Genomic DNA, 25,466 nt, shown 5'->3' on the forward strand with positions numbered 1-25,466 from the left:
AAATTGAAAAATCGTTGGACATTCGCGGAGCGCTGGAATACTGTATGAATAACCAGTAAATGCCTTTTGTCCAAAGGACCCGCCATGCCCGCCGCCCTGATTCCCATCCACGCCATCAAGGGCCGCGGTGCGGCCACGCACCTGGCGCACCGTTTTTCGCGCGACGAGCGCAACGACTTCGACGACGGCTGGGGCACGCTCGAAGAAGGCGTGGCCGAGGCGGCCGAGCTGCAGCCGCTGGCCACCGAAATTCGCTTCGAGGACGTGAAGTCGGTGCTCAGCGAAAACGACTCGCCCGACATTCCCTTCGACCGTTCGCTCAACCCGTACCGGGGGTGCGAGCATGGGTGCATCTACTGCTTCGCGCGCCCCACGCACAGCTACCTCAACCTGTCGCCCGGCCTCGACTTCGAGACCAAGCTGATCGCCAAGCGCAACATCGTCGAGGTGCTGCGCACCGAGCTCGGCCGCAAGAGCTACCGCCCCAGCCACGTCGCCATCGGCACCGCCACCGACTGCTACCAGCCCATCGAGCGCGAACTGCGGCTCACGCGCTCGGTCATCGAGCTGCTGCAGGAAACGCGGCATCCGTTCGCGCTGGTCACCAAGTCGAGCGCGGTCGAGCGCGACCTCGACCTGATCGCGCCCATGGCGGCCGACCGGCTGGCGGCCGTGTACGTCACCGTGACCACGCTCGACGGCGAGCTTGCGCGCAAGCTGGAGCCGCGCGCCGCCGCGCCGCACCGGCGGCTGCGCACCATTCGCGCGCTGGCCGATGCCGGCGTGCCGGTAGGGGTGAGCGTGGCGCCGCAGATTCCCTTCGTCACCGAAGACATGGAGCAGGTGCTCGAAGCCGCCTGGGAGGCCGGCGCGCGCAGCGCCTTCTACACGGTGGTGCGGCTGCCGTGGGAGGTGGCGCCGCTCTTCAAGGAATGGCTGGCGTTGCACTACCCGCAGCGCGCCGATCGCATCATGGCGCGCATCCACGAGATGCGCGGCGGCAAGGACTACGACGCCGACTTCGCCACCCGCATGAAGGGCTCGGGCCTGTGGGCCGACCTGATCCGCCAGCGCTTCGAGAAGGCCACGAAGCGCATCGGCTTCAACCGCGAGCGCATCGCGCTGGATGTGGGCGCGTTCCGCCCCCCGGGCGCGGCGGGGCAGGGCAGCCTGTTCTAGGCTGGCGCCTTCAGTTCTTGTCGAGGAAGTCGCCGACCAGCTTGGTGGTGGCGCTCGGGTTCTCTTCCATGATCCAGTGGCCGGAGCCGGGCACGATGCCCTCGGTCACGTCCGTCGCCGTGGCGCGCATCACCACCGCCATCGTCGGGCCGAACGACTTTTCTCCGCCCACGGCCAGCACCGGCATTTCGAGCTTGCCTTGCGCCATGAAGGCCTTGTTGTCGATGGCGTCCTGGTCGAAGGCGGCGAACTGCGAGAAGCCCGCGTGCATGTTGCCCGGCCGTGCGTACAGGCGGGCGTAGTGCTTGCGCGCGGCCTCGCTGAAGCTGGCTGGCGTGGCCGAGAACTCGTTCCAGAAGCGGTCGAGGTAGATGCGCTCGCGCCCGGCCACCAGCCGCTCCATGTCGGGGCCGCCGAAGCGAAAGTGCCACAGCAGCGGGCTCTTCAAGATTTCTTCCCACGGGCCCACGCCGGGCACCGGCGCGTCGATGAGCACGAAGCGCGTCACGCGGTCGCGGTACTGCGCCGCGAAGGCGTAGCCCACCATGTTGCCGATGTCGTGCGTGACCAGCTGGGTCTTCGCCACGCCGAGCGTGTCGAGCAGCTGGGCGATGTCCTGGCCCTGCGTCTTCTTGTCGAAACCGGTGGTGGCGCGCGCCGACAGGCCCATGCCGCGCAGGTCGGGCACCACCACCGTGTGGTCGCGCGCGAAGGCGTTGGCCATGGGGGCCCACATGTCGCCGGTTTCGCCGAAGCCGTGCAGCAGGGTGATGGCGGGGCCGGTGCCGCCCACGCGCACATGCAGCGTGGTGCCGTTGACGGCGATTTCGCGTGTCTTGAAGGCGGAAGAGAAGGCCGGCACGCCCTGTTCCTTCTGCGCCTTCCCTTGCGCGTGGGCCTGGGTGAGTGCGGTGGTCGCGAGCAACGCGGCGGTGAGGAATCCGAGAATCCGTTTGCGCATGGTCGCGTCCTTCGGTACGAGGCAGCGTCCGTACGACGCGGGGGGTGTGTGCCTTGTGCGCAGCGCACGACTCAAAGGGCCGCCACGGCAAGGCGGCGCGATGCTACTGGCTTTTGGCCACGCCCACCATCCCCTGCAGACTTCCCTGCAGATGGCAGCCGGCGGCCGCGTCGTCCGCCCCGCACCAGTCGCCCCCCAGCGCCTTCACCAGGAACACCGAGGTCAGCAGCCGCTGCCCCTGCAGCTGCGCGGCCTGGCGCTCCACCGTCAGCAGCGACTGCTGCGCGGTGATCACGTCGAGGTAGGTCGACGCACCGCCCTCGTAACGGCTGCTCGCCATGTCGAGCACGCGGCGCGCGGCCGACACCGCCGACTGCGCCTGCGTGGTGGCGCTGTCGAGCGCGGACAGCCCGGTGATGCCGTCTTCCACCTCCTGCATGGCGGTGAGCACGGTGCGGCGGTAGCTGCCCACGGTGGCGTCGTATCCGGCCTTGGCAAAGTCGACGTTGGCGCGCACGCGCCCGCCGTCGAACAGCACCTGCGTGGCCGACACGCCCACCGACCACAGCAGGCTGGGGCCGTTGAACAGCGCTTCGATGGTGCGGCTGTCCACGCCCAGGGTCGGCGAAATGAAGATGCTCGGGTAGAAGGCCGCGGTGGCCACGCCGATCTGCGCATTGGCCGCGGCCATGGCGCGTTCGGCCGAGGCCACGTCGGGCCGGCGCTGCAGCATTTCCGAAGGCACGCCCAGCGGCACCGCGGGCGGCTTGATCTCGCGCAGGTCCACCGGCAGCGCGAAGAGCGGCGCCGGCGTGCCGGTGAGCGTGGCCAGCGCGTGCTCGTACTGCGCGCGCTGCTTCTTGAGCACGTCGATCTGCGTGAGCGTGGTTTCCAGCAGCGCCTGCTGCTGCGCCACGTCCAGCCCCGACACGGCGCCCAGGTCGTGGCGCGCGGTCACGAACTCCAGCGCGCGGCGCTGCAGGCCGACCGAGCGGGTGATCACGTCGAGCTCGATGTCGCTGGAGCGCAGGTTGAAGTAGTTGCTGGCGACGTCGGCGCTCAGCAGCAGCCGCGTGTTGGCCAGGTCGGCCGCCGATTGTTCGGCCGACGCGCGGGCGCCCTCGACCGTGCGCTGCACGCGACCGGCCAGGTCGACCTCGTAGCTGGCGTTGAGCGACAGCGCGAAGTCGTTCTGCACGGTCGACGAGTTGGGGCTGGCGTAGTTGGTGAGCGGCCGGTTGGCCGAGATCTTCAGGCGCGAGGCGCGCGTGCCCAGCCCCAGCTGCGGGTACAGGCTGGCCGAGTTGGAGGCCAGCGCGGCGCGGGACTGCGCCAGCCGCGCATTGGCGATGGCCAGCGTCGGGCTGCCGGCCATGGCCTGCGCCTGCAGGGTGTCGAGCGTGGCGTCGTCGAAGCGCTTCCACCACGGGCCCTTGTCGGCGCTGTCGCTGGGCGTGCTCACGCGCCAGGGCTCCTCGAGCTTCCAGCTGACGGGCAGGGGCGTGTCGGGCGTCTTGTAGTCGGGGCCGACGGCGCAGCCGGCCACGAACAGCAAGGGCAGCAAAGGCAGCAAAGGCCGGAGGAGGGCAGCCGTGTTCGCTGCCACGGGCATGCGCAGCTTCACGCCGGTTCCTTCTTCGGCGCGGGCGCCGCGCCGGCCGGGACGGCCTTGGCATCGGCCGGCGGGGCATCGGGCGCCACCGCCACCACGTCGCCTTCGGCCAGCGAATCGGAGGGGTTCAGCACCATGCGGTCGGTGCTCTCGAGCCCGTCGATCACCTCGACGTTCTCGCCGTAGTTGCGCCCCAGCGTCACCGGGCGCAGGTTGATGCGGCCCTGCGCGCCGACCACCGCGATGCGCGTGCCCTCGGCGCGGAACAGCAGCGCGTTCGACGGCACGGTGAGCGTGCGGCTGGCCGCCAGCGGCAGCGACACCTGCACGTAGGCGCCCGGCAGCAGCGCGCCGTCCTTGTTGGGCAGCGCCACCTCGACCTGCATCATCCGCGTGGTCGTGTCGATGGCGCCGGCGGTGCGCGCCACCTCGCCCTTGAAGGTCTGGCCGCGCAGCTCGGCCTGCGTGACCACCACCGGCTGGCCGGCCTTCACGAGCTGGGCGTAGGCCTGCGGCACGTTGATGTACACGCGCAGCGGATCGGTCTGCGCCAGCACGAACAGCGCGCGGCCCGCGCCACCGCCACCGCCTGCGTCGATCAGGTCGCCGGTGTCGACATTGCGCCGCGTGATCACGCCCGCGAACGGCGCCACCACGCGCTTGAAGCCTTCGGTCTGCTTCAGCCGCTGCACGTTGGCATCGGCCGCGGCCACGTTCGAGGTGGCCTGCGCCACGGCGCTGCGGCGCTCGTCGAGGTCCTGCTGCGAAACCACGTCCTTCTTGCGCAGCGCCTCCCAGCGCTCGGCGGTGCTGCGGGCCAGCTCCAGGCCCGAGGCGGCCTGCGCGCGCGCGGCCACGGCCTGTGAAAGCTGCTGGTCGATTTCGGGCGTTTCTATTTCCGCCAGCAGATCGCCTTTTTCGACGCGGCTGCCGATGTCCTTGGTCCAGCGCTTCAGGTAGCCGCTGGCGCGCGCCGAAATGGGCGACTGCACGAAGCCCTGCAGCGTGCCCGGCAGCGCCAGCGTCTGGCCGGCGGTGGGCGTGCGGGGCAGGGCGGTCTGCACGTACTGCCTGGCCCGTTCGGTGGTGCCGGTTTCGAGCGCGCGGGCGTTGGCCATGCGCACGAACACGGTGCGCGCCGCGCCCAGCGCCAGCAGCACCAGGACGACCAGCACCAGCCAGCGCGTGCGGCGCACGATCTGCCGGCGGCGCAGCAGCTCGCCTTCGCCCTCTTCGACGGCGATGGGGTGGATGGCCAATGCCGAGTGGCGTTGCTCCGTCATGGAATCAGTTCTCCTGGGGCGCTGCGCCCGCTGGGGGTTGTGGCTGCTGTTGCTGGTGCGACGCTTCGCGTGCCGCCCTGCGGTGCGCAAGCCGACTGTGCACCCCCGCGAACACGGCGGGTACGAAAAACAATGTCGACACCGTGGCAAAGATCAGGCCACCGATCACCGCGCGGCCCAGCGGCGCGTTCTGCTCGGCGCCTTCGCCCAGGCCCAGGGCCATGGGGATCATGCCGATGATCATCGCCAGCGCCGTCATCAGCACCGGGCGGATGCGGGTGGCGCCGGCTTCCAGCGCGGCCGACAGCGGCGGAATGCCCGCGGCCAGCCGTTCCCTGGCGAACGACACCAGCAGGATGGAGTTGGCCGTGGCCACCCCCATGGTCATGATGGCGCCCGTGAGCGCCGGCACGCTCAGCGTGGTGCCGGTGATGAACAGCATCCATGCGATGCCCGCCAGCGCGGCCGGCAGCGCGGTGATGATGATGGCCGCGTCCAGCCACGACTGGAAGGTGACCACGATCAGCAGGTACACCAGCACGATGGCCATCGCCAGCCCCACGCCCAGGCCGATGAACGACGACTGCATGGTCTGCACCTGCCCGCGTATCTCGACCCGGCTGCCGCGCGAGAGCTTGGGGCGCATCTCGTCGACCAGCTTCTGCACCTTGGAGGCCACGCTGGCCAGGTCGGTGCCCTGCACGCTCACGTACACGTCGATGACGGGCGCGATGTTGTAGCGCGACATCACGGCCGGCTGGCGGTCGGCCTGGGTGGTGACGAGGTTGCCCAGCAGCTGCTGCGCGCCCGTGCCGGCCGCTGCGTTCGCGCCCGCGCCCACCGGAATGTTCAGCAGCGAGTCCAGCGAATCGACCGTGTACTGCGGCGTTTGCACCGCGATGCTGTAGACCACGCCGTTCACCGGGTTCAGCCAGAAGGCCGGCGCCGTCTGCGAACTGCCCGACAGCGCGATGAGCACGTTCTGCCCCACGTTCGAGGCCGTGAGCCCGTACTGCTGCAGCCGCGTGCGGTCCATCTGCAGGCTCAGCGCGGGGCCGTCCAGGCGCTGGTGCACGTGGGCGTCGACAGCGCCCGGAATCTGGCGGATGGCCTTGGTGAGTTCGGCCGCGCGCAGGGCGTTGCCGGCCATGTCGTTGCCGCTGAACTGCACGTCGATGGCCGCCGGCAGGCCGAAGTTCAGGATCTGCGTGACGATGTCCGCCGGCTGGAAGAAGAACTCGATGCCCGGAAAGCGCCTGGGCAGTTCGGCCCGCAGGATCGACACGAAATGGTCGGTCGGCTTGTGCCCTTCCTTCAGCGACAGCAGCAGCTCGCCGTCGAAGGTGCCGATGGTGCCGGCGTTGCTGTAGGACAGGTTGATGCCGCTGTTGGGCACGCCCAGGTTGTCCAGGATGGTTTCGAGCTGGTCCGGCGGCACCAGCTCGCGAATGGCGGCCTCGACCTGGTCGGTGAGGCGCGCGGTTTCCTCGATGCGCGTGCCCGTGGGCGCGCGCAGGTGCAGGCGGATCTGGCCGGCGTCCACCGTCGGGAAGAAGTCGCGGCCCAGCGCCGGGTACAGCAGGCACGACAGCAGGCAGAAGCCCAGGAACAGCCCGATGAAGCCCGCGCGCTTCGACAGCACCGCCGACAGCACCAGCGTGTAGGCGCGGCGCACGCGCTCGAAGCGGCGGTCGAAGGCGCGGTACAGGCGCTGCAGCGCGCTGGGTTTCGCGTCGGCCGCCGGCGCGTGCTCGCCGTGCGAGCCGCCCATGAGCAGCATCACCAGCGTGGGCACCAGCGTGCGCGAGAGCAGGTAGGAGGCCAGCATGGCGAACACCACCGCCTCGGCCAGCGGCACGAACAGGAAGCGCGCCACGCCCGACAGGAAGAACATCGGCACGAACACGATGCAGATGCACAGCGTGGACACGAAGGCGGCCGAACCGATTTCGCCCGCGCCCACCTCTATGGACTCCATCAGCGGCGTGCCCATGTGCAGGTGCCGCTCGATGTTCTCGATGGTCACGATCGCCTGGTCGACCAGGATGCCCACCGACAGCGCCAGCCCGCCCAGCGTCATGAGGTTGAGCGTTTCGCCCAGCGCGTACAGCACCAGGATCGACGCCAGGATCGACAGCGGAATGGTCAGCCCGATGATCAGCGTGCTGCGCCAGTTGCCCAGAAACAGCAGCACCATCGCGGCCGTGAGCGCGGCCGCCAGGATGGCCTCGAACACCACGCCCTTCACCGCCGCCTTCACGAACACCGACTGGTCGAACAGCGGGGTGATCTTGATGTCGTCCGGCATGGTCTGCGCGGCAACCGGCAGCATGGCGCGAATGTTCGACACGATGTCCAGCGTGGAGGCGCCGCCGTTCTTCAGCACCGACAGCAGCACGCCGCGCACGCCGTCCTGGCGCACCACGTTGGTCTGCGGGGAGAAGCCGTCGCGCACGTAGGCCACGTCGCGCAGGTAGGTGGTGGCGCCGTTCACTGTGCGCACCGGCAGGTCGTTCAGGCCCGCGATGGCGTCGGGCGAGCCGTTCATCTTCACGTTGTATTCGGTGGAACCGAACTTGGCCGTGCCCGAGGGGAGGATCAGGTTCTGCGTGTTCACCGCGTTCACCACGTCGGCCGGCGAGAGGCCGCGCGCCTGCAGCGCCTGGGTGTCGAGGTCGACCGAAATCAGCCGGTTCTTGCCGCCGTAGGGAAACGGAATGGCCGCGCCCGGCACCGTGATGAGCTGCGGGCGCAGCTGGTTGACGGTGGCGTCGAACAGCGAGTTTTCAGAGCGCGTGGGGCTGGACAGCGCCAGCTGGATCACCGGCACGCTGGAGGCCGAGTACTTGATGACCAGCGGCGGCGTGATGCCCGGCGGCAGCTGCCGCACCTGCGCCTGCATGGAGGCGACCACCTGCGAGATGGCCATCTCGATGTTGGCCGTGGGCTGGAAGAACACCTTGATGATCGACACGCCCGCCAGCGACTGCGACTCGATGTGCTCGATGTCGCTCACCGTGGTGGTCAGCCCGCGCTCCACCTGGCCGGAAATGCGCTGCCCCATTTCCTGGGCCGGCAGGCCGGTGTAGTTCCAGATGACGCTGACCACCGGAATGTTGATTTCCGGGAAGATGTCGGTGGCCATGCGCGCCAGGACAAAAGGCGTGGCCAGCACGATCAGCATCGCCATGACGATGAAGGTGTACGGGCGACGCAACGCAAGCTGGACCATGGAGAGGACTCTCTGCTTCCGACGGAAAAAGGTTTCGCATCATAAGGAAGTAGATTTAAGTTTGCGGGCGCCGTTTATTAGGTGTGGCGCTTTACCAAAAGGGTGAATATGGACAGGGTCTGGCTGGTAGTGATGGGCGTGTCGGGATGCGGCAAGTCGAGCCTGGGCGCGGCGCTGGCCACAGCCCTCGGGCTGCCGCTGATAGAAGGCGATGACCACCATCCGCCGGCCAACGTGCAGAAGATGAGCCACGGCATCGCGCTCACCGACGCCGACCGCGCCGGCTGGCTGGCCACGCTGGGCCGCGCGCTGGCTGATTCGCCCCAGGGCGCGGTGCTGACCTGCTCGGCGCTCAAGCGCATCTACCGCGAGCAGCTGCGCGCGGCGGCGCCGGGGCTGCGCTTCGTGTTCATGGCCATCGAGCGGGCGGAATCCGAGCGCCGGGTGGCGGCGCGGGCCGGCGCGGGCGAGCACATGTTTCCGGCGAGCCTGGTGGCCAACCAGTTCGCGACGCTCGAATCGCCCGTGGGCGAGCCGGGGGTGCTGGCGGTGGACGCAACCTTGCCGCTGGGGCAGGCGGTGGCGCAGGCGATGGCCTGGTTGGCGTCTGAAACTAAGTAATCGAACAAGGCTCAGGTTTTTTTCATTGGTAATTTGTGGACGGATTGATCTATGATTGAGCAACGCTCAGGAACAGGCCTCGCATGCCCGACACAGACACCCTCAACACACGCCGCGCCGCGCGCGGCGAAAAATCCGGCCGCCGCATCGAAAGCCTGCTCGCGATAGCGAAGGAGGTGTTCGCCGAAAAAGGCTTCGAGCGCACCACCACCGCGGAGATCGCGCAGCGCCTGGGCGTCTCCGAGGCCACCGTGTTCACCTACTTCGGCAGCAAGCGCGAGCTGTGCCTGGAGGTCATTCGCCGCTGGTACGACCAGATCTCGGGCGAGCTGGAGCGCGAGCTGCCGCCGCTGAACGGCCTGCGCGCCAAGCTGGCCTTCGTGGTGCGCAAGCACCTGGTCAACCTGATGGGCGAGGGCGCCGGCCTCTGCGCGCTGGTGCTGAGCGAAGGACGCACGGCGGACGCCGCCTTCGGCAGCGTCATCGCCGACCTGAAGCGCCGCTACACCGCGCCGCTGATGCATGCGCTGGGTGCCGCGCGCGAGGCGGGCGAGCTGCGCGAAGGCGTGCCGCTGCGGCTGCTGCGCGACATGGTCTACGGCGCCATGGAGCACGTGCTGTGGGACTACGTCGTCTCCGGCAAGAAGCCCGACATCGAGCAGACCGCCGCCCAGCTCACCGACATGCTGTGGAGCGCCTTCATGCCCGCCGACGCCTCGCTGGACGCGCTCTCGCAGTTCCGCGCCGAGGTGGGCGACGCGCTGCGGCGGCTCGACGCGCCCGCCACGTTCCGCAAACCGACATCGAACCCCGAATCCGCATGAACGACACCGCCACGCCCTCGTCCCTGACGTCGCCATCCCTGCCAGCCCAGTCAGCGCTCCCGGAGCGCTGCGTGATCGTCGTCGACAACGCGCTGCCCTCGGGGCTGGCGGCCAATGCCGCGGCCGTTGTCGCGCTCACCGTGGGCCAGCGCCATCCGGGGCTGGTCGGTGCGCCGCTGGTCGATGCCTCGGGCGGCGTGCACCCGGGGCTGATCCCCATCGGCATCGCCGTGCTCGGCGCCAGCCAGGACGAACTGGCCGCCGTGCGCCAGAAGGCCATGGCCACCACCGAGTGCGACGTGGTCGACTTTCCGGTGCAGGGCCAGCAGACCACCAACTACGCGGCCTTCGGCGAAGCCGTGGCGGCCGTGCCCGCGACGGACCTGCGCTATGTGGCGGTGGCGCTCATCGGCGAGCGCAAGCCGCTGGGCAAGGTGGTGTCCAAGCTGGGGCTCCTGGGCTGAAACAGGCGGGGGCAGGCCGGTTCAGGCTGGAACCATGCCCCCGGCTTCAGCGCGAAGGCGCGTCCAGCGCCAGCCGCAGCCGGGTGACGTTCGGGTTGCCCGGATCGCGCTGCAGCCTGAAGCCCAGCTTGCGCGCCAGCGCCAGCATGCCGATGTTGTCGTAGAGCGTGATGTCCGCCAGCTGCTTCACGCCGGCGGCCCTGGCGGCGTCGATCAGGTTGCGCAGCAGCTTGTAAGCCAGGCCGTGGTGCTGCCATGCATCGGCGATGACCACGGCAAATTCGGCGATGTGCGCCGTCTCGGGCGTTTCGCCGCGCACGTAGCGCACCACGCCCATCTGCTGTTCATGGCCGTCGACCTCGGTGGTCGCGATGAGCGCCAGCTCGTGGTCGTAGTCGATGTGCGTCATGCGCCACAGCTCGTCGGGCTGCGGCTTGCGCGGCGACAGCAGCCGGTGGTAGCCCGTTTCGCTCGACAGGCCCGCGACGAAGGCCGTGTGCATGTCGAGGTCGTCGGCGCGAATCGGGCGGATGCGCACCGGCGTGCCGTCGCGCAGTTGCCAGTCCTCGACCAGGTGGCTGGGGTAGTCGAGGGCTGGCATGGCATCAGCCGATCACTTCGGGCCAGTCGGTGTGGAAGAACTTGCCTTCGGGCTTGTCGGTGCGCTCGTAGGTGTGCGCGCCGAAGAAGTCGCGCTGCGCCTGCAGCAGGTTGGCCGGCAGGCGCTCGGTGCGGTAGCTGTCGTAGTAGGCCAGCGAGGCGCTGAACGCCGGCACCGGAATGCCGTTGCTCACCGCCAGCGCCACCGTTTCGCGCCAGTTCTGCTGCGTGCGGTTCAGCAGGTCCTTGAAGAAGGGGTCCAGCATCAGGTTGGGCAGCGCCGGGTCGGTGCGGAAGGCGTCGGTGATGCGGTTCAGGAAGCGCGCGCGAATGATGCAGCCGCCGCGCCAGATCGACGCGATGCCGCCCAGGTCGAGCTTCCATTCCTTCTTGTCGCCCATCGTCTTGATGAGGTCGAAGCCCTGCGTGTAGCTGATGACCTTCGACGCATACAGCGCGTCGTGCACCTTGGCCACCAGCGCCTTCTTCTCGAGCGACAGTTCCACCTTCGGGCCCTGCAGCTGCTTGCTGGCGGCCACGCGCGCCTTCTTCTGCGAGGACAGCACGCGCGCCTCGACGGCGGCGTTGATGGTGCTGATGACCACCGCGTTCTCGGCCGCGTTGATGAGCGTCCACTGGCCCGTGCCCTTCTGGCCGGCCTTGTCGAGAATGACGTCGACGATCGGCTGGCCCGTTTCCGGGTCTTTCTGCTCCAGCGCCTTGGCGGTGATCTGGATGAGGTAGCTCTGCAGCTCGCCGTCGTTCCACTCGTTGAAGATGGCGGCCATCTCGTCGGTGGTGAAGCCGGCCGCCTTGAACAGGCTGTAGGCCTCGCAGATGAGCTGCATGTCGCCGTACTCGATGCCGTTGTGCACCATCTTCACGTAGTGGCCGGCGCCGCCCGGGCCGATGTGGATCACGCAGGGCTCGCCGTCCACCTTGGCCGCGATGCTCTCGAAGATCGGCTTCATCACTTCCCAGGTGGAAAGCGGCCCGCCCGGCATGATCGACGGCCCCTTGCGCGCGCCTTCTTCCCCGCCCGAGACGCCTGCGCCGATGAAGCGCAGGCCCTTGCTCGACAGGTAGGCGTCGCGGCGCTCGGTGTCGGTGTAGAGGCTGTTGCCGCCGTCGATGACGATGTCGTCCTTGTCCAGCAGCGGAATCAGCTGCTCGATGACCTGGTCGACCGGCGCGCCGGCCTTCACCATGATCTGGATCTTGCGCGGCTTGGCCAGGCTCTGCACGAACTCCTCGAGCGTCTTGGCGCCCACCAGCTTCTTGCCGGGGTTGGCGGCGACGAAGGCTTCGGTGGTCGCTTCGGTGCGGTTGTAGACGCTGACCTGGAAGCCGCGGCTTTCCACGTTCAGCACGAGGTTCTGGCCCATCACGGCCAGGCCGATCAGTCCGAAATCGCTTTGCTTGCTGCTCATGACCTGTCTTGCCCTTCTTTCGTGTGCATGCGCCGGGGTGTCCGCGCACGGGTTGGTTCGCCGGTCATTTTGCCGGTGTGGCGGGCGGGGTGCCGTGGGAGAGGGGCTATACCCGCTTGGCAAGCGCGTGTGGCGTAGTTGCCCGCTTGGCAAGCGGGCATGGGCTATTTACCCGCTTGGCAAGCGTGCATGGGCGATTTACCCGCTTGGCAAGCGGGCGTGCCTTCGGTAACTTCCCCTCCATGAGCCAAGCCCCCCAAGCGTTCCACCGCTGGTCCACCGACGCCGTGCCCCCCGCGCAGCGGCTGGACTACTGGGTGGGCGCGGTGTGCGAGGGCTTTCTCGAGATGGACATCACCAGCCCCGTGCAGGCCAGCCACTTCGCCGCCTCGCTCGAATCCGCGCCCCTGGGCCCGCTCGTCGTCAACGAGGTGCGCGGCAGCGCGCAGGACGTCTACCGCACGCGCCGCGCCATTGCCCACAGCCGTCACAACTATTACTACCTGCTGTGCAAGACCGATTCGGCCTGGACCATGGCGCAGGACGGCCGCTGCGCGCGCCTGCTGCCCGGCGACCCGGTGCTGGTCGATTCGCGCCGGCTCTACGAGTTTCACCTGCTGCAGTCGGCCGACACCGTGTCGCTGGAGCTGCCCACCGCCTGGGTCGACGCATGGCTGCCCGACGCCGGCGACCAGGTGGCGCGCCGCATCGACGGGCAGGCGGGGTGGGGCGGTGTGCTGAGCGGCTTCGTGCGGCAGTGCACGCCGCAGATGGCCGCCAGGCCGCCGTTGCCCGCGCAGTTGCTGTGCGACCAGCTCGGCAGCCTGCTGGCTTTGGCGCTCGGACAGGGGCAGCCCCAGATGCAGCAAGCCGGCAGCGAAGGCCGTGCCGCGCTGCGCGCCCAGGTGCTTGACGCCACGCGCGAGCGGCACACCGAAGCCGGCCTCACCGCCGCCTGCGTGGCGAACGGGCTGGGCATTTCGCAGCGCAGCCTGCACCGCTGCCTGGCCGAGGGCAACACCACCTTCGCGACCGCGCTGGCGGGCTTTCGCATGCAGGCCGCGCAGCGCATGCTGGCCGATGCGCGCTTCGACCGGCTGAGCGTGGCGCAGATCGGCTTTCGCGTGGGGCTGGCGGACGCTTCGCACTTCGTGCGGCAGTGCCGCCGGCACCTGGGCGCGACGCCGGGCGTGCTGCGCCGGCTGCTGCGCGACTGACCGACCCGGGCCGCCCGCTCAGATGCTGCGCAGGTTCACCCGCGCCGACAGCGCCTGCGCGCTCTCGCGCCGCTCGCTGTAGCGGTCGACCAGGTAGGTGGCGCAGTCGCGCGTGAGCAGCGTGAACTTCACCAGCTCTTCCATCACGTCGACCACGCGCTCGTAGTACGGCGAGGGCTTCATCCGGCCGTCTTCCTCGAACTCCGTGAAGGCCTTGGCCACCGAAGACTGGTTGGGCACGGTAAGCATGCGCATCCAGCGCCCCAGCACGCGCAGCTGGTTCACCGCGTTGAACGACTGCGAGCCGCCCGACACCTCCATCACCGCCAGCGTCTTGCCCTGCGTGGGCCGCACCGAGCCGACCGCCAGCGGAATCCAGTCGAGCTGCGTCTTCATCACGCCGGTCATGGCGCCGTGCCGCTCGGGCGAGCACCACACCATGCCCTCGCTCCACTGCGCCAGCGTGCGCAGCTCCTGCACCTTCGGGTGATCGTCCGGCGCGTCGTCGGGCTGCGGGAGGCCGCGCGGGTCGTAGATGCGGGCCTCTGCCCCCATGGCGCGCAGCAGGCGCGCGGCCTCTTCGGTCAGCAGCCGGCTGTACGAGCGCTCGCGCACCGAGCCGTACAGCAGCAGGATGCGCGGCGCGTGCGTGGCACGCTGCGCCGGCCACAGGCGCTGCAGGTCGGGCGCGCGGAAGTGCGCGGGGTCGAGGTGGGGGAGCTCAGGGGTGGCGGACACGCTGGCCTTTCGCGTCGATGACGGCTTCGCCGTCTTCCTTGGTGAACGCGCCCAGGTGCGGGCGCGGCAGCAGGTCGAGCACCGCCTCGGAGGGCCGGCACAGCCGCGTGCCGAGCGGCGTCACCACGATCGGGCGGTTGATGAGCAGCGGGTGCGCGAGCATGAAGTCGAGCAGCTGCGCGTCGGTCCACTTCGGGTCGTCCAGGCCCAGTTCGTCGTAGGGCGTGCCCTTGCGGCGCAGCAGCTCGCGCACCGGCGTGCCCATGGCTGCAATCAGGCGCGCGAGCGTGGCCCGGTCCGGCGGATGGCGCAGGTACTCGATGACCGTGGGTTGCTCGCCCGTGTTGCGGATCAGCGCGAGCACGTTGCGCGAGGTGCCGCAGGCCGGGTTGTGATAGATCGTGATGTCGTTCATGAAAGCGAAAAGCCCAGTCGGAGTGCCAGCGCCGCCAGGGTCGCGCACAGCACGGGAAGGGTCAGCACAAAGCCGACCCTGAAGTAGTACCCCCAGCCGATGACCATGCCCTTGCGGGCCAGCACATGCAGCCAGAGCAGCGTGGCCAGGCTGCCGATGGGCGTGATCTTCGGACCGAGGTCGCAGCCGATCACGCTGGCGTACACCATGGCTTCCTTCACCGCGCCGGTGGCCGAAGACGCGTCGATGGACAGCGCCGCGACCAGCACGGTCGGCATGTTGTTCATCACCGAAGACAGCGCCGCCGCGAGCAGGCCGGTGCCCATCGCGGCGCCCCAGACGCCGCCCTGGGCGAACACGTCGAGCAGCGACGCGATGTGCACGGTGAGCCCGGCGTTGCGCAGCCCGTAGACCACCAGGTACATGCCGAGCGAGAACACGACGATCTGCCACGGCGCGTTGCGCAGCACCTTGCGCGTGTCGATGACCGGGCCGCGCCCCGCGACCATCAGCAGCACGAAGGCGCAGAAGGCGGCCACCGCGCTGACCGGCACGCCCAGTGGCTCCAGGGCGAAGAAGCCGGCGAGCAGCAGCGCCAGCACCACGCAGCCGGCGCGGAAGGTCGCGGGGTCGCGAATCGCCTCGGCCGGCGCCTTGAGCCGGCCCATGTCGTAGCGCACCGGAATGCCGCGGCGAAAGTACAGCATCAGCACCAGCAGGCTCGCGAGCACCGCCACCGCGTTCACCGGGACCATCACGGCGGCATACGCGTTGAAGCCGATGCCGAAGAAATCCGCCGAGACGATGTTCACCAGGTTCGACACCACCAGCGGCAGGCTGGCGGTGTCGGCGATGAAGCCCGCCGCCATCACGAAGGCGAGCGTGGCGGCCGGCGTGAAGCCCAGCGCCAGCAGCATCGCCATGACGATGGGCGTGAGGATCAACGCCGCGCCGTCGTTGGCGAACAGCGCGGACACGGCCGCGCCCAGCAGCACGATGAGCGCGAACAGCAGCCGCCCGCGCCCGCCGCCCCAGCGCGCCACGTGCAGCGCGGCCCATTCGAAGAAGCCGGCCTCGTCCAGCAACAGGCTGATGACGATCACCGCGATGAAGGTGGCGGTCGCGTTCCATACGATGCCCCACACGACCGGAATGTCGGCGAGATGGACCGTGCCTGTCAGCAGCGCGGCCGCGGCGCCCAGCGACGCGCTCCAGCCGATGCCCAGGCCGCGCGGCTGCCAGATGACGAGCACCAGCGTGCAGGCGAAGATCGCGAGGGCGATCAGCATGCCGGTGTGCCCGATGTGCCTGCTGTGTCACATGCCGGCGAACAGCTCGCGTCGCAGGCCTCGCCCTGGCAGCAGTTCTCCGTGAGATAGGCCAGCAGGCCGTTCATCTGCGCGAAGGCCGCGCGGTACACCAGGTTGCGGCCCTGGCGCTCCTGCGAGACCAGCCCCGAGTGCATCAGCTCCTTCAGGTGGAACGACAGGCTGGTGGCCGAAACCTCGAGCGATTCGGTCAGCGTGCCGGGGGTCAGGCCCGCCGGCCCGGCGACCACCAGGGCGCGGAACACCCGGAGGCGAATGGGCTGCGCCAGGGCGGCGAGCGATCGGACGACGTCGTTTTCTTCCATATTTCAAATATCGTTGAATAGTTGAATTGAAGCAACCCAAGCGGCATCGATCAGGATGAACTGGCACGAACCGGCCATCGCGCTGGCATGCATCGGCCATCCGCGGAACAAAGCCGTTCCTACAGTCTGTCTCCGTCACAAAGGAAGGAGACCCCATGTCCGACACCTATGTCATCGTCCACGGCGCGTGGCACACCGGCGCCGAAATCGAAGCCGTGGCCGACGGCGTTCGCGCGGCCGGCCACACCGTGCACTGCCCCACGCTGGCCGGCAACAACCCCGGCGACGATCGCGCCACCACCACGCTGGACGACGCCATCGCGTCCGCCGTGCGCTTCATCGAGCAGAAGAACCTCACGCAGGTGCGCCTGGTGGGCCACAGCTACGGGGGCATGGTGATCTCGGGCGTGGCCGACCGCATCGCCGCGCGGCTGAAGCGGCTGGTGTACATCAACGCCTTCGTGCCGCTGGACGGCGAGTCGCTCAACGACATGGTGCCGCCGCACTACGTGAGCATGTTCGATGCCGTGGCCGCCGCGAACGCCAACGCGGTCACGCTGCCCTTCGAGATCTGGCGCGAGGCCTTCATCAACGACGCCGACCTGCCGACCGCGCAGGCCGCCTACGACAAGCTCAACCCGCACCCATACCGCACCTTCACCGACAAGATCCGGCTGAGCCAGCCACTGGCGGCGCTGGCGCTGGGCAAGTCGTACGTCAATTGCCTGCAGGACACGGCGCTGCCGCACGGGCTGCCGTGGCATCCCAGGCTGTCGGAGCGGCTGGGGTTGTTCAGGCTGGTGGAGTGCCCGGGCAGCCACGAGATGTTCTTCTCGAACCCGCTGCGGCTGGCGCAGGCGATCGTCGAAGCCGGGCGCGACTGAGCGGCCCGGGGCGCTTCGGTTTCAGTTGCCTGCGAACAGCGCGTCGTACACGCGGATCGACGCATACGCGTCGTTCGCGGCGTAGCGGATCTGCGCCTCGGTGAGCTGCTTGTTGGCCCAGTTCGAGGTGGTCGCCTTGCGCGACTTGATGAAGCGGCGCTCGAACACCAGCGCCACCGCCGCCTTCACGCCCACCGACTTGCGGTAGCCGCGGCGGCGGAACTCGTTGTCGATGTCGAACACCGCGCCCGGCTCGATGCCCAGCCGGTTGCGAATGAGCGTGAGGTCGCCCGACAGGCCGAAGCCCACCTTGCGCAGCTCGGTGGAGGCGATCAGCGCGGCCACCACCGGATTGCATTCGGTGCGGTGCAGCTGGAAGAGCCAGGCCCTGTCGCGTGTCGAAAACTGCACCACGTGCGGGCCGCCCGACACCTCGTTCTTCGCGAAGGTGGGCTTGGATTCGGTGTCGAAGCCGGCAATGCCGGCCGCCAGCAGCGTGGCGGCGGCGTGCTCGGCGTCCGCCAGCGTCTGCACGACCACGATGTCTCGCAGGCCGAGGCCGTCGAAGGGTTCGAGCAGCGCGATCTGTTCGCGCTCGGGCAGCGGCGGGAGATGTGGGAGAGAGGCGTTGTCGTTCACCGGGCGCTGGCTTTCGCTGTGTTCTTCGCTGCTTTTTTCGTTGCGTTCTTCACTGGGGCTTTCTTTGCGGGTGTCTTGATGGGTGCTTTCCTGGCCGCCGCCTTTTTGGCCGGCGCCTTTCTGGCGGCGGGTGGCTTTCTCGGCTTGGGCGGCTGGCCTGAACGCAGCGCGGCTTCATACGCGCGCCGGCCCCACAGCGCGGCCTCTTCACGGTCCTCGAACAGGTCCGCCGGGGCTTGCCGGTACGACAGCGGCGTCTCCTGGCCCTGGCGCATGTACGTGAAGGGCGGCAGGTTCTGCCGGTCGAAGTGCGGCGCGCTTTCGGCGTCGGACTTCAGGTAGAGCGTGTCGCCCTGCACGATGGCGATCATGCGGCCCTCGTGGAAGATGCCGTGCCCGCCGAACATGCGGCGCGGCGTGATGCGCCCGAAGCGCTCGAAGATCTCGTGCAGGCTGTCGACAAAGGCGCTCATGAAGTGGTCTCGATGCGGTGGCCGTTCCGAAGGGCGACGGGCTCGGTGCGCACGGTGGCGGGATGGTGGCTGGAAAGAGGGGTGCGGCTCAGCCCACGCGCCACGGCGGGCGCGAGGGCGACCAATGGTAGGCGATGCGTTCGCGCCCGCTGGTGGGGTGGCGGTCGACGGTGCCGCGCTCCAGGCCGTAGCGCTCGTAGAAGCGCTGCGCCGACGTGTTGGTCACTGCCACGTGCAGCCGCCACCCGGTGGGAATGCGCACGCAGGCCTCGTCCAGCAGCGCCTTGCCCAGCCCCTGGCTGCGCAGGTGCGGCTCGACGAAGAGCTGCGCCACGTACTCGCGCCGGCCCAGCAGCACCATGAAGGCCAGCACCTGGCCCTCGCGCTCGGCCAGCACCACGTCGGCGGGCGGGCCGAATTCGGTCTGCACGCGGTGCAGCCAGTGGGCAATGGGCTCGATGATGGCGGCCCCACGGTTGGCCGAGGTCCAGGCACGGCGCCAGATGCCGGCCAGCACCATGTTTTCTTCGGGACCGCCTTCGCGCGATCGCAGTTGAAAGGCGGGGATCTGGGCGGCGGACATGCGAACCATGATACGGCCCGTGAACAGCGCGGTGAACACCCGATGCGAACGTTTCCCTCGGCTTCCCTTGGCTTGCCCTCCGGCGTTTTCCCTGAACTTTCTTTGTCGTTCAGGCCTGCCCGAACGCCGACCAATCCTTGCCGCCCAGCCCCTGCGCGATGGCCGCGTGCATGCGCTGCTGCACGATGCGCGCGGCGGGCAGCACCACCTGCCTGGCCGCGCCCGCGTCGAGCGCGAGATTGACGTCCTTCAGTCCCAGCGTGAGCTTGAAGCCGGGCTCGTAGTCGCCCGTGGCGATGCGCTTGCCGTAGCGCTGGTAGCTGGGGCTCGCGAACAGCGTGTTGGTCACGATGTCGATGAAGTCCGCGCCCCGCAACCCGTACGACTCGCCCAGCGCCACGGCCTCCGACAGGGCCTGGATGGCCTGCGCGATCATCATGTTGCCGGCGATCTTGGCCACGTTGGCGCGCAGCGGGTCTTCGCCCAGCGGCCACACGCGCCGGCTCATCGCCTCAAGCAGCGGGCGCACCGTGGCCAGCGCCTGTTCCGGCCCCGCGGCCACGATGTTGAGCTGGCCCGCGGCGGCCACGGCCGGCACACCGAACACCGGCGCCGCAACGTAGGCCACGCCCGCCTCCTGGTGCAGCGCCGCCAGTTCGCCGGACAGCGCGGGCGAGATGGTGGCCATCATCACGTGCACGCAGCCGGGCCGCGCCGAGCGCAGCGCGCCCGAATCGACGATCACGCCGCGCACGGCCGCGTCGTCGGCCAGCATCGTGAGCACCACCGCGTGCTGGAAGGCCGCGGCCGGGGCGTCGAGCAGCGTCACGCCCTCCAGCGCCTCGGCGGGCGCCGGGTTGCGGTTCCACACCGCCACCCGGTGGCCCGCCGCGACCAGGTTCGGCACCATGGCCGCGCCCATGCTCCCGATGCCGATGAATGCTGTGTCCATTGAGTCGATCTCCACGTTGAAGGCCGGCCAGTCTGCCGGCCCGCGCGGCGTGGCGGAAGTACGCGCCGCCGCAAAAGCGCTATACGCTCGGCGCATGGAAAAGAACACGGCCGCCGCCGACCGCATCGAGCTGATGCAGACCTTCGTGCGCATCGTGGAGGCGGGCAGCCTGTCGGCCGCCGCCGCGCAGATCGGCGCCACGCAGCCCACCGTGAGCCGCCGGCTGCAGGCGCTGGAACGCTCGCTGGGCGTGAAGCTGCTGCAGCGCTCCACGCACGCGATGAACCTCACCGAGGACGGCGAGCGCTGCTACGAGCGCGCCAAGGACATGGTCGCCAACTGGAACGCGCTGCAGTCCGACCTGCGCGGCACGCAGGAAGACCCCGAGGGCACGCTGCGCGTGCTGGTGCCGCATGCCTTCGGCCAGCAGCAGTTGCTGGGGCCGCTCGCCAGCTTCCTGCGCGGCCACCCGCGCGTGCGGGTGGAGTGGATGCTGCGCGACGGCACGCCGAACTTCATTGCCGAGAACATCGACTGCGCCATCCAGGTGGGCGAGGTGACCGACCCGTCGGTGGTGGCGATCAAGCTGGCGGACGTGCCGCGCATCGTGGTGGCGGCACCGTCGGTGCTGGGCGGCTCGCCAGTGAAGGGCGGCTTGCCGGTACCGGACCATGTCGAGGCGCTGGCCGCATTGCCGTGGATTGCGCTGAGCATGTACTACCGCAACGAGATCACGCTCACGCATTCGGTCACGGGGGCGTCGCGCGCCATCGGCATTCGAACGCAGCTCACCACCGACAGCCTCTACGCGCTGCGCACCGCGGCGCTGATGGGGTTGGGCGTGTGCGCGGCATCGGCCTGGGCGGTGCACGACGACATTGCGCGCGGCGAGCTGGTGCACCTGCTGCCCGAGTGGTGCGCCGCGCCCTTGCCGATGTACTTGGTCTATCCGCCGGCGCGTTTCTATCCGGTGCGCCTGCGGCGCTTCCTGGACGCGATGCGCGAGGCCATGCCCGAGACCATCGGCGCGCGTGGGCTGCTCAGGCCCTGAACCTCCGAGCCCGGCCTGTTCAGGCCCTGAGGGTCTGCGCGTGGTGCGCGATGTGGTCCGCCATGAAGCTCTGGATGAAGTAGTAGCCGTGGTCGTAGTCCGCATGCCGGCGCAGCGTGAGCGGCTGGCCGGCGGCGAAGCAGGCGGCCTCGAAGGCCTCGGGGTGCAGCTGCTCGGCCAGGAACTTGTCGTCCAGCCCCTGGTCGACGAGGATGCCCTGCGGGTAGGGCGCGGCCACCTGCGATTTCATGAGCGCGCTGGCGTCGTGCGCCAGCCATTGCGCGCGGTCGGCGCCCGGCTCGCCCAGGTAGCCGGCGAAAGCCTTCTCGCCCCACGGGCACTGCGTGGGCGCGCAGATGGGCGCAAAGGCCGACAGCGACCTGAAGCGCCCCGGATGCCGCAGCGCCAGCGTGAGCGCGCCGTGCCCGCCCATCGAGTGGCCGAAGATGCCGATGCGTTCGCCGTCGATGGCAAAGTGCTGCGTCACCAGCGGCAGCAGCTCGTGCACGATCCAGCTTTCCATGCGCCAGTGCGTGGCCCAGGGCTCGGCCAGCGCGTCGAGGTAGAAGCCGGCGCCGATGCCGAAGTCCCAGCTGTCCTTGGCGCCCGGCAGGCTTTCGACCGTGGCGCCGCGCGGGCTGGTGTCGGGCGCGATCAGCGCAATGCCCAGGCTCGCGGCCATGCGCTGCGCGCCGGCCTTGGTCGCGAAGGTTTCCTCGTTGCAGGTGAGCCCCGCGAGGTAGAGCAGGGCGGGCACGCGTTCGGGGTTGCTCTTCAGCGCCTGCGGCGGCAGGTAGACCGAGAAGCGCATCGGCAGGCCGATTTCATGCGACGCGTGCTCGTGAAAGCTCTGCACGCCGCCGAAGGCGTGGTGCGCGGAAAGGGTCTTGGGGGTGTTGTCGGTCATGGGGTCCGTCATGAGGTCTTTTTTTCGCGCAGGGCGGGCACCAGTTCGAGCACCGCGTCGGCGAAGGTGCGCGGCGCTTCCTGCGGCATGTTGTGGCCCACGCCGGGCACCAGCCGGTGCGAGCGCGGCCCGCTGAAGCGGTGGGCATGCGCCGACGGCTCGGCCGGTGGGCGCACGCCGTCGTCGATGCCGTCGAAGGTGATGGTGGGCACGCCGATGGCGGGCTGGGCCGCCAGGCGGCGCTCGATGTCGGCATAGGCAGGGTCGCCGGGCGCCAGGCCGAAGCGGTGGCGGTACGACTGGATCACCACGTCCACGAAGTCGGGGTGGTCGAAGGCGGCGGCGCTGCGCTCGAAGGTGGCGTCGTCGAACTTCCACGTGGGCGACCACAGCTTCCACAGCAGCCGGGTGATGCCCTTGCGGTCCTTGGCCAGGCCGGCGCGGCCGCGCTCGCTGTGAAAGTAGTACTGGTACCAGAGGCTGTGCTCGTTCTCGGCCGTGTCGGGCTCCATCGCCTTGGCGATGTTCTGGATGTTGTAGCTGTTGAAAGAGACCAGCCCCGCCACCCGCTCCGGCCACAGCGCCGCGACCACGCAGGCCGCGCGGCCGCCCCAGTCGTAGCCGGCGAGCACGGCGCGTTCGATGTTCAGTGCGTCGAGCAGCGCCAGCAGGTCGGCGCCCAGCGCGGCCTGTTCGCCCGAGCGCGGCGTGGCGTCGCTCAGGAAGCGCGTGGCGCCGTAGCCGCGCAGGTACGGCACGATCACCCGGCAGCCCTGCGCGGCGAGCAGGGGCGCCACTTCCGCGTAGGTATGGATGTCGTACGGAAAGCCGTGCATCAGCAGCACCGGCGGGCCGTCGGCGGGGCCGGCCTCGAAGTACGCGACTTCGAGCACACCGGCCTCGATCTTGTGCAAGGGTTCCATCTTTTGCATCACCGACTCACCTCCGAAGAGCACGTGGGAGTTATTCCAGGAACACCGCGGAACCGGCTTTGCCGGGCCGCTGGTGTTGCCCCCTGCAAGGGGGTTGGAGAAGCGACACGAAGTGCGCGAAGCCTGGGGGTTAGTAAATGACCACGCCGCGAATGGACTCGCCGCGCTTCATCAGGTCGAAGCCCTTGTTGATGTCTTCCAGCGGCATGGTGTGCGTGATCAGGTCGTCGATGTTGATCTTGTTTTCCATGTACCAGTCGACGATCTTCGGCACGTCGGTGCGGCCGCGCGCGCCGCCGAAGGCCGAGCCTTCCCACTTGCGGCCGGTGACCAGCTGGAACGGCCGCGTGCTGATTTCCGCGCCCGCCTCGGCCACGCCGATGATGATGCTGCGGCCCCAGCCCTTGTGCGTGCACTCGAGCGCCTGGCGCATCACCTTGGTGTTGCCGATGCATTCGAAGCTGTAGTCGGCGCCGCCGTCGGTCAGCTGCACGATGGCGTCGACGATGTTGCCGCCGGCCGCCTCGATGTCCTTCGGGTTGATGAAGTGCGTCATGCCGAACTTGCGGGCCATGGCTTCGCGCTCGGGGTTCAGGTCGACGCCGATGATCTTGTCCGCGCCCACCATCTTGGCGCCCTGGATCACGTTCAGGCCGATGCCGCCCAGGCCGAACACCACCACGTTGGCGCCGGCCTCGACCTTGGCCGTGAAGATCACCGCGCCGATGCCGGTGGTCACGCCGCAGCCGATGTAGCAGACCTTGTCGAAGGGGGCGTCCTCGCGGATCTTGGCCAGCGAGATCTCGGGCGCGACCGTGTAGTTGCTGAAGGTGCTGGTGCCCATGTAGTGGAAGATGGGCTTGCCGTCGAGGCTGAAGCGGCTGGTGGCGTCGGGCATCAGGCCCTTGCCCTGCGTGCCGCGGATGAGCTGGCACAGGTTGGTCTTGCGGCTCAGGCAGAACTTGCACTGGCGGCACTCGGGCGTGTACAGCGGAATGACGTGGTCGCCCTTCTTGAGCGTGGTCACGCCGGGGCCCACGTCGACCACGATGCCCGCGCCTTCATGGCCCAGGATGGCGGGGAAGATGCCTTCGGGGTCGGCGCCCGAGAGCGTGTAGTAGTCGGTGTGGCAGATGCCGGTGGCCTTGATTTCCACCAGCACTTCGCCGAACTTCGGACCTTCGAGGTCCACGGTTTCGATGGTGAGCGGTTCTCCGGATTTCCAGGCGACGGCAGCTTTGGTTTTCATGGTGTTGGGGTTCTTCAGAAAGCGGGAGGGATGAGGATTCTCAGGCAGGGCCAGCAGGGAAGATACCCGACATGCCGATGAACCCCGGCACGTGGCGGAAATTCCAGACCCAGTTTCGCAGTGCGGGAAATTCGTCGAGCGAAATGCCGCCTTCGCCGGCCAGCGCGACGTAGGGAAAGCAGGCCAGGTCGGCAATGGTGGGGTCGCCGGACGAGGCCAGCCAGCGCATGCCCTTGCCGGCTTGCCCGGCATGTTCTGCCCGTTCGGCTTGTCCCGCCTGTTCCGCCTGTTCCGCCAGATGGTCGTCGAGCACGCGGAACACCTCGCGCGCGCCGCGGCGGCAGGCCTCGATGTCCAGGTGGTGGTAGCCCAGCGCGTCGTGCAGCCGCGCGGCCGACGCGGTGCGGGTGATGTCGTCGGCCGTGGCCAGCCACATGGCGACCTGGCCGCGCAGCTTCGGGTCGTCCGGATACCAGCGGCGCTGCGCGTCGTAGCGGCTCGCCAGGTAGACCAGGATGGCCTGCGCATCGCGCAGCACGAAGCCGTCGTCGTCGAGCACCGGCAACTGGCCCAGCGGGTTGACTTTCGCCAGGAAGGCGGGCGACTTGTGTTCGCGGCCCGGAAAGAAATCGACCGGCACCGTCTGGTAGTCGATGCCGAGCCACGCCAGCATCTGCCGCACCTTGAAGCAGTTGCCCGAGAGCGGGTAGTCGTACAGCTTCATCGTCATGCCCCGGTCTCCGTGTGTTTCACGCCGAAGCGCATGCCGCGCTCGCGCAGCCAGCGCCGGTACGTGACCGACGAGGTGTCGCCGCGCGTGGGCGTTTCGGCGCGGCCTTCGAGCGGCATGCGCTTGAAGGCGTGGTTCTCCAGTATGGGTTTGTCCTGCCCGAAGATGGTGTGCTGGAAGGCGATGAGCGCGGCGTCGCTGGAGTCGTCGTCGTAGCAGGCCAGCACCGTGTGGGCGACGACATGCTCGTCGTCCACCGGCTGCAGGAACAGGCCGATGGCGTCGAGCGCGCCCTCGCGAAAGCTCGACTTGTAGAGCATGGCCGAGAAGGGCTGCATCACGCGGTACTTGTAGAGCACCTCGCTGCCGGTGTCGTGCGCGGCCGAGGCGCGCGGCTGCCAGAAGCGGCAGTCGGTGGCCCAGATCTCGCCGGTGGCGGGCTCTATGGCCACCTGGTACCGCGCGACCTCGGTGTGCGGCACCTTGCCAAGGTAGTCGGCGTGCACGAAGGGGAAGTGCGCCATGTCCAGGAAGTTCTCGATCACGCGCAGGCCCGACACCGCCACGCCGAAGCCGCCGCAGTCGATGGTGCGGCGCCCGGGTTCGCTGTATTCGGGAAAGTCGAACAACGCGCGCGCCGGCCGGCCGCTGGGGCAGGCCCAGAGGTAGCCGTAGCGCGATTGCACGGCCAGCGGCTGCGCGCCGACGTGGCAGTGCGGCGTGCCGTCGGCATCGGTCCACAGCCGCACGGTTTCGCCGAGCAGGCGGGTGGTGCGCGGCACCGTGGTGGCGGGCCCGAGAACGAGCCAGTCGTCGAGCATGTTGGGGTCGTCGGTTGCGAAGGGCATGGGCGGGGC

General features: G+C 69.0%; 26 protein-coding genes. 7 read left to right on the forward strand and 19 right to left on the reverse strand.

What is annotated here, in order from left to right; translation table 11 throughout:
- The first annotated feature begins 84 nt into the window (after positions 1-84).
- Positions 85-1,179: a PA0069 family radical SAM protein gene (locus AB6807_RS01255; protein ID WP_371083214.1), complete on the forward strand. Its 1,095-nt coding sequence runs from the start codon at positions 85-87 to the stop codon at positions 1,177-1,179.
- A gap of 10 nt (positions 1,180-1,189) precedes the next feature.
- Here the strand turns inward: AB6807_RS01255 and AB6807_RS01260 are convergent, their stop codons facing one another.
- From AB6807_RS01260 to AB6807_RS01275, 4 genes are all read right to left on the reverse strand, one after another.
- On the reverse strand, positions 1,190-2,140 hold the full coding sequence (locus tag AB6807_RS01260) for an alpha/beta fold hydrolase (RefSeq protein WP_371083215.1): 951 nt from the start codon (positions 2,138-2,140) through the stop codon (positions 1,190-1,192).
- Between the two features lie 103 nt (positions 2,141-2,243).
- A complete protein-coding gene (locus tag AB6807_RS01265) occupies positions 2,244-3,752 on the reverse strand; it encodes an efflux transporter outer membrane subunit (protein WP_371084132.1) in 1,509 nt (502 codons plus the stop codon).
- 8 nt (positions 3,753-3,760) lie between these two features.
- The gene (locus AB6807_RS01270) at positions 3,761-5,035 is read right to left on the reverse strand and encodes an efflux RND transporter periplasmic adaptor subunit (RefSeq protein ID WP_371083216.1); all 1,275 of its coding nucleotides are present in this window, start codon (positions 5,033-5,035) and stop codon (positions 3,761-3,763) included.
- A gap of 4 nt (positions 5,036-5,039) precedes the next feature.
- Positions 5,040-8,267, reverse strand: a complete 3,228-nt coding sequence (locus tag AB6807_RS01275; RefSeq protein ID WP_371083217.1) for an efflux RND transporter permease subunit — start codon at positions 8,265-8,267, stop codon at positions 5,040-5,042.
- A 108-nt stretch (positions 8,268-8,375) separates the two neighbouring features.
- On the opposite strand from AB6807_RS01275, the gene AB6807_RS01280 reads away from it, so the two are divergent.
- The 3 genes from AB6807_RS01280 (at position 8,376) to AB6807_RS01290 (ending at position 10,176) form a co-directional block, all read left to right on the forward strand.
- Positions 8,376-8,888: a gluconokinase gene (locus tag AB6807_RS01280; protein WP_371083218.1), complete on the forward strand. Its 513-nt coding sequence runs from the start codon at positions 8,376-8,378 to the stop codon at positions 8,886-8,888.
- An 83-nt stretch (positions 8,889-8,971) separates the two neighbouring features.
- Positions 8,972-9,712, forward strand: a complete 741-nt coding sequence (locus AB6807_RS01285) for a TetR/AcrR family transcriptional regulator (protein ID WP_371083219.1) — start codon at positions 8,972-8,974, stop codon at positions 9,710-9,712.
- Positions 9,709-10,176: a DUF2000 domain-containing protein gene (locus AB6807_RS01290; protein ID WP_371083220.1), complete on the forward strand. Its 468-nt coding sequence runs from the start codon at positions 9,709-9,711 to the stop codon at positions 10,174-10,176. Before AB6807_RS01285 ends, AB6807_RS01290 begins: the two co-directional genes overlap by 4 nt.
- Before the next feature lie 46 nt (positions 10,177-10,222).
- Here AB6807_RS01290 and AB6807_RS01295 read toward each other — a convergent pair whose 3' ends face one another.
- Together AB6807_RS01295 and gnd are read right to left on the reverse strand one after the other, a co-directional pair.
- Positions 10,223-10,777, reverse strand: coding sequence for an N-acetyltransferase family protein (locus AB6807_RS01295; protein ID WP_371083221.1), 555 nt, complete (start codon positions 10,775-10,777; stop codon positions 10,223-10,225).
- 4 nt (positions 10,778-10,781) lie between these two features.
- On the reverse strand, positions 10,782-12,206 hold the full coding sequence (gene gnd, locus AB6807_RS01300) for a decarboxylating NADP(+)-dependent phosphogluconate dehydrogenase (protein ID WP_116908035.1): 1,425 nt from the start codon (positions 12,204-12,206) through the stop codon (positions 10,782-10,784).
- Positions 12,207-12,448: 242 nt separating this feature from the next.
- Here gnd and AB6807_RS01305 point away from each other — a divergent pair, with 242 nt between their 5' ends.
- Entirely contained in the window at positions 12,449-13,423 is a 975-nt protein-coding gene (locus AB6807_RS01305) for a helix-turn-helix domain-containing protein (protein ID WP_371083222.1), read from the forward strand.
- 18 nt (positions 13,424-13,441) lie between these two features.
- Here the strand turns inward: AB6807_RS01305 and arsH are convergent, their stop codons facing one another.
- From arsH to AB6807_RS01325, 4 genes are read right to left on the reverse strand one after another with little or no spacing between them, the layout of a single operon-like run.
- Positions 13,442-14,161: an arsenical resistance protein ArsH gene (gene arsH, locus AB6807_RS01310; RefSeq protein ID WP_371083223.1), complete on the reverse strand. Its 720-nt coding sequence runs from the start codon at positions 14,159-14,161 to the stop codon at positions 13,442-13,444.
- Entirely contained in the window at positions 14,145-14,576 is a 432-nt protein-coding gene (arsC, locus tag AB6807_RS01315; RefSeq protein ID WP_371083224.1) for an arsenate reductase (glutaredoxin), read from the reverse strand. The genes arsH and arsC overlap by 17 nt, the downstream gene beginning before the upstream one ends.
- Complete coding sequence (locus AB6807_RS01320; protein ID WP_371083225.1) at positions 14,573-15,865, reverse strand: arsenic transporter; 1,293 nt, start codon at positions 15,863-15,865, stop codon at positions 14,573-14,575. The genes arsC and AB6807_RS01320 overlap by 4 nt, the downstream gene beginning before the upstream one ends.
- A complete protein-coding gene (locus AB6807_RS01325; RefSeq protein ID WP_371083226.1) occupies positions 15,859-16,209 on the reverse strand; it encodes an ArsR/SmtB family transcription factor in 351 nt (116 codons plus the stop codon). Before AB6807_RS01325 ends, AB6807_RS01320 begins: the two co-directional genes overlap by 7 nt.
- 155 nt (positions 16,210-16,364) lie before the next feature.
- Here AB6807_RS01325 and AB6807_RS01330 point away from each other — a divergent pair, with 155 nt between their 5' ends.
- On the forward strand, positions 16,365-17,093 hold the full coding sequence (locus tag AB6807_RS01330) for an alpha/beta hydrolase (RefSeq protein WP_371083227.1): 729 nt from the start codon (positions 16,365-16,367) through the stop codon (positions 17,091-17,093).
- A gap of 21 nt (positions 17,094-17,114) precedes the next feature.
- On the opposite strand, the gene AB6807_RS01335 is transcribed toward AB6807_RS01330, so the two are convergent.
- The 4 genes from AB6807_RS01335 to AB6807_RS01350 all read right to left on the reverse strand — a co-directional run bounded on the left by AB6807_RS01335 (position 17,115) and on the right by AB6807_RS01350 (position 19,740).
- Positions 17,115-17,732 carry a 3'-5' exonuclease gene (locus AB6807_RS01335; protein ID WP_371083228.1) on the reverse strand — a complete coding sequence of 206 codons (618 nt, stop codon included), beginning with the start codon at positions 17,730-17,732 and terminating at the stop codon, positions 17,115-17,117.
- Entirely contained in the window at positions 17,729-18,205 is a 477-nt protein-coding gene (locus AB6807_RS01340) for a TfoX/Sxy family protein (RefSeq protein ID WP_371083229.1), read from the reverse strand. Before AB6807_RS01340 ends, AB6807_RS01335 begins: the two co-directional genes overlap by 4 nt.
- A gap of 88 nt (positions 18,206-18,293) precedes the next feature.
- The gene (locus AB6807_RS01345) at positions 18,294-18,788 is read right to left on the reverse strand and encodes a GNAT family N-acetyltransferase (protein WP_371083230.1); all 495 of its coding nucleotides are present in this window, start codon (positions 18,786-18,788) and stop codon (positions 18,294-18,296) included.
- A gap of 109 nt (positions 18,789-18,897) precedes the next feature.
- Positions 18,898-19,740, reverse strand: coding sequence for an NAD(P)-dependent oxidoreductase (locus AB6807_RS01350; protein ID WP_371083231.1), 843 nt, complete (start codon positions 19,738-19,740; stop codon positions 18,898-18,900).
- A 94-nt stretch (positions 19,741-19,834) separates the two neighbouring features.
- Between AB6807_RS01350 and AB6807_RS01355 the strand changes: the two genes are divergently transcribed.
- Positions 19,835-20,791 carry a LysR family transcriptional regulator gene (locus tag AB6807_RS01355; RefSeq protein ID WP_371083232.1) on the forward strand — a complete coding sequence of 319 codons (957 nt, stop codon included), beginning with the start codon at positions 19,835-19,837 and terminating at the stop codon, positions 20,789-20,791.
- 19 nt (positions 20,792-20,810) lie between these two features.
- Here AB6807_RS01355 and fghA read toward each other — a convergent pair whose 3' ends face one another.
- The 5 genes from fghA to AB6807_RS01380 all read right to left on the reverse strand — a co-directional run bounded on the left by fghA (position 20,811) and on the right by AB6807_RS01380 (position 25,457).
- Positions 20,811-21,698 carry an S-formylglutathione hydrolase gene (gene fghA / locus AB6807_RS01360; protein WP_371083233.1) on the reverse strand — a complete coding sequence of 296 codons (888 nt, stop codon included), beginning with the start codon at positions 21,696-21,698 and terminating at the stop codon, positions 20,811-20,813.
- An 8-nt stretch (positions 21,699-21,706) separates the two neighbouring features.
- Complete coding sequence (locus AB6807_RS01365) at positions 21,707-22,630, reverse strand: alpha/beta fold hydrolase (protein ID WP_371083234.1); 924 nt, start codon at positions 22,628-22,630, stop codon at positions 21,707-21,709.
- Positions 22,631-22,760: 130 nt separating this feature from the next.
- A complete protein-coding gene (locus AB6807_RS01370) occupies positions 22,761-23,879 on the reverse strand; it encodes an S-(hydroxymethyl)glutathione dehydrogenase/class III alcohol dehydrogenase (RefSeq protein WP_116908024.1) in 1,119 nt (372 codons plus the stop codon).
- A 40-nt stretch (positions 23,880-23,919) separates the two neighbouring features.
- On the reverse strand, positions 23,920-24,609 hold the full coding sequence (locus tag AB6807_RS01375) for a glutathione S-transferase family protein (RefSeq protein ID WP_371083235.1): 690 nt from the start codon (positions 24,607-24,609) through the stop codon (positions 23,920-23,922).
- On the reverse strand, positions 24,606-25,457 hold the full coding sequence (locus AB6807_RS01380; RefSeq protein ID WP_371083236.1) for an aromatic ring-hydroxylating dioxygenase subunit alpha: 852 nt from the start codon (positions 25,455-25,457) through the stop codon (positions 24,606-24,608). Before AB6807_RS01380 ends, AB6807_RS01375 begins: the two co-directional genes overlap by 4 nt.
- Positions 25,458-25,466: the final 9 nt, after the last annotated feature.

The sequence above is a fragment of the Variovorax sp. RCC_210 genome (assembly GCF_041355175.1).
GTDB lineage: Bacteria > Pseudomonadota > Gammaproteobacteria > Burkholderiales > Burkholderiaceae_C > Variovorax.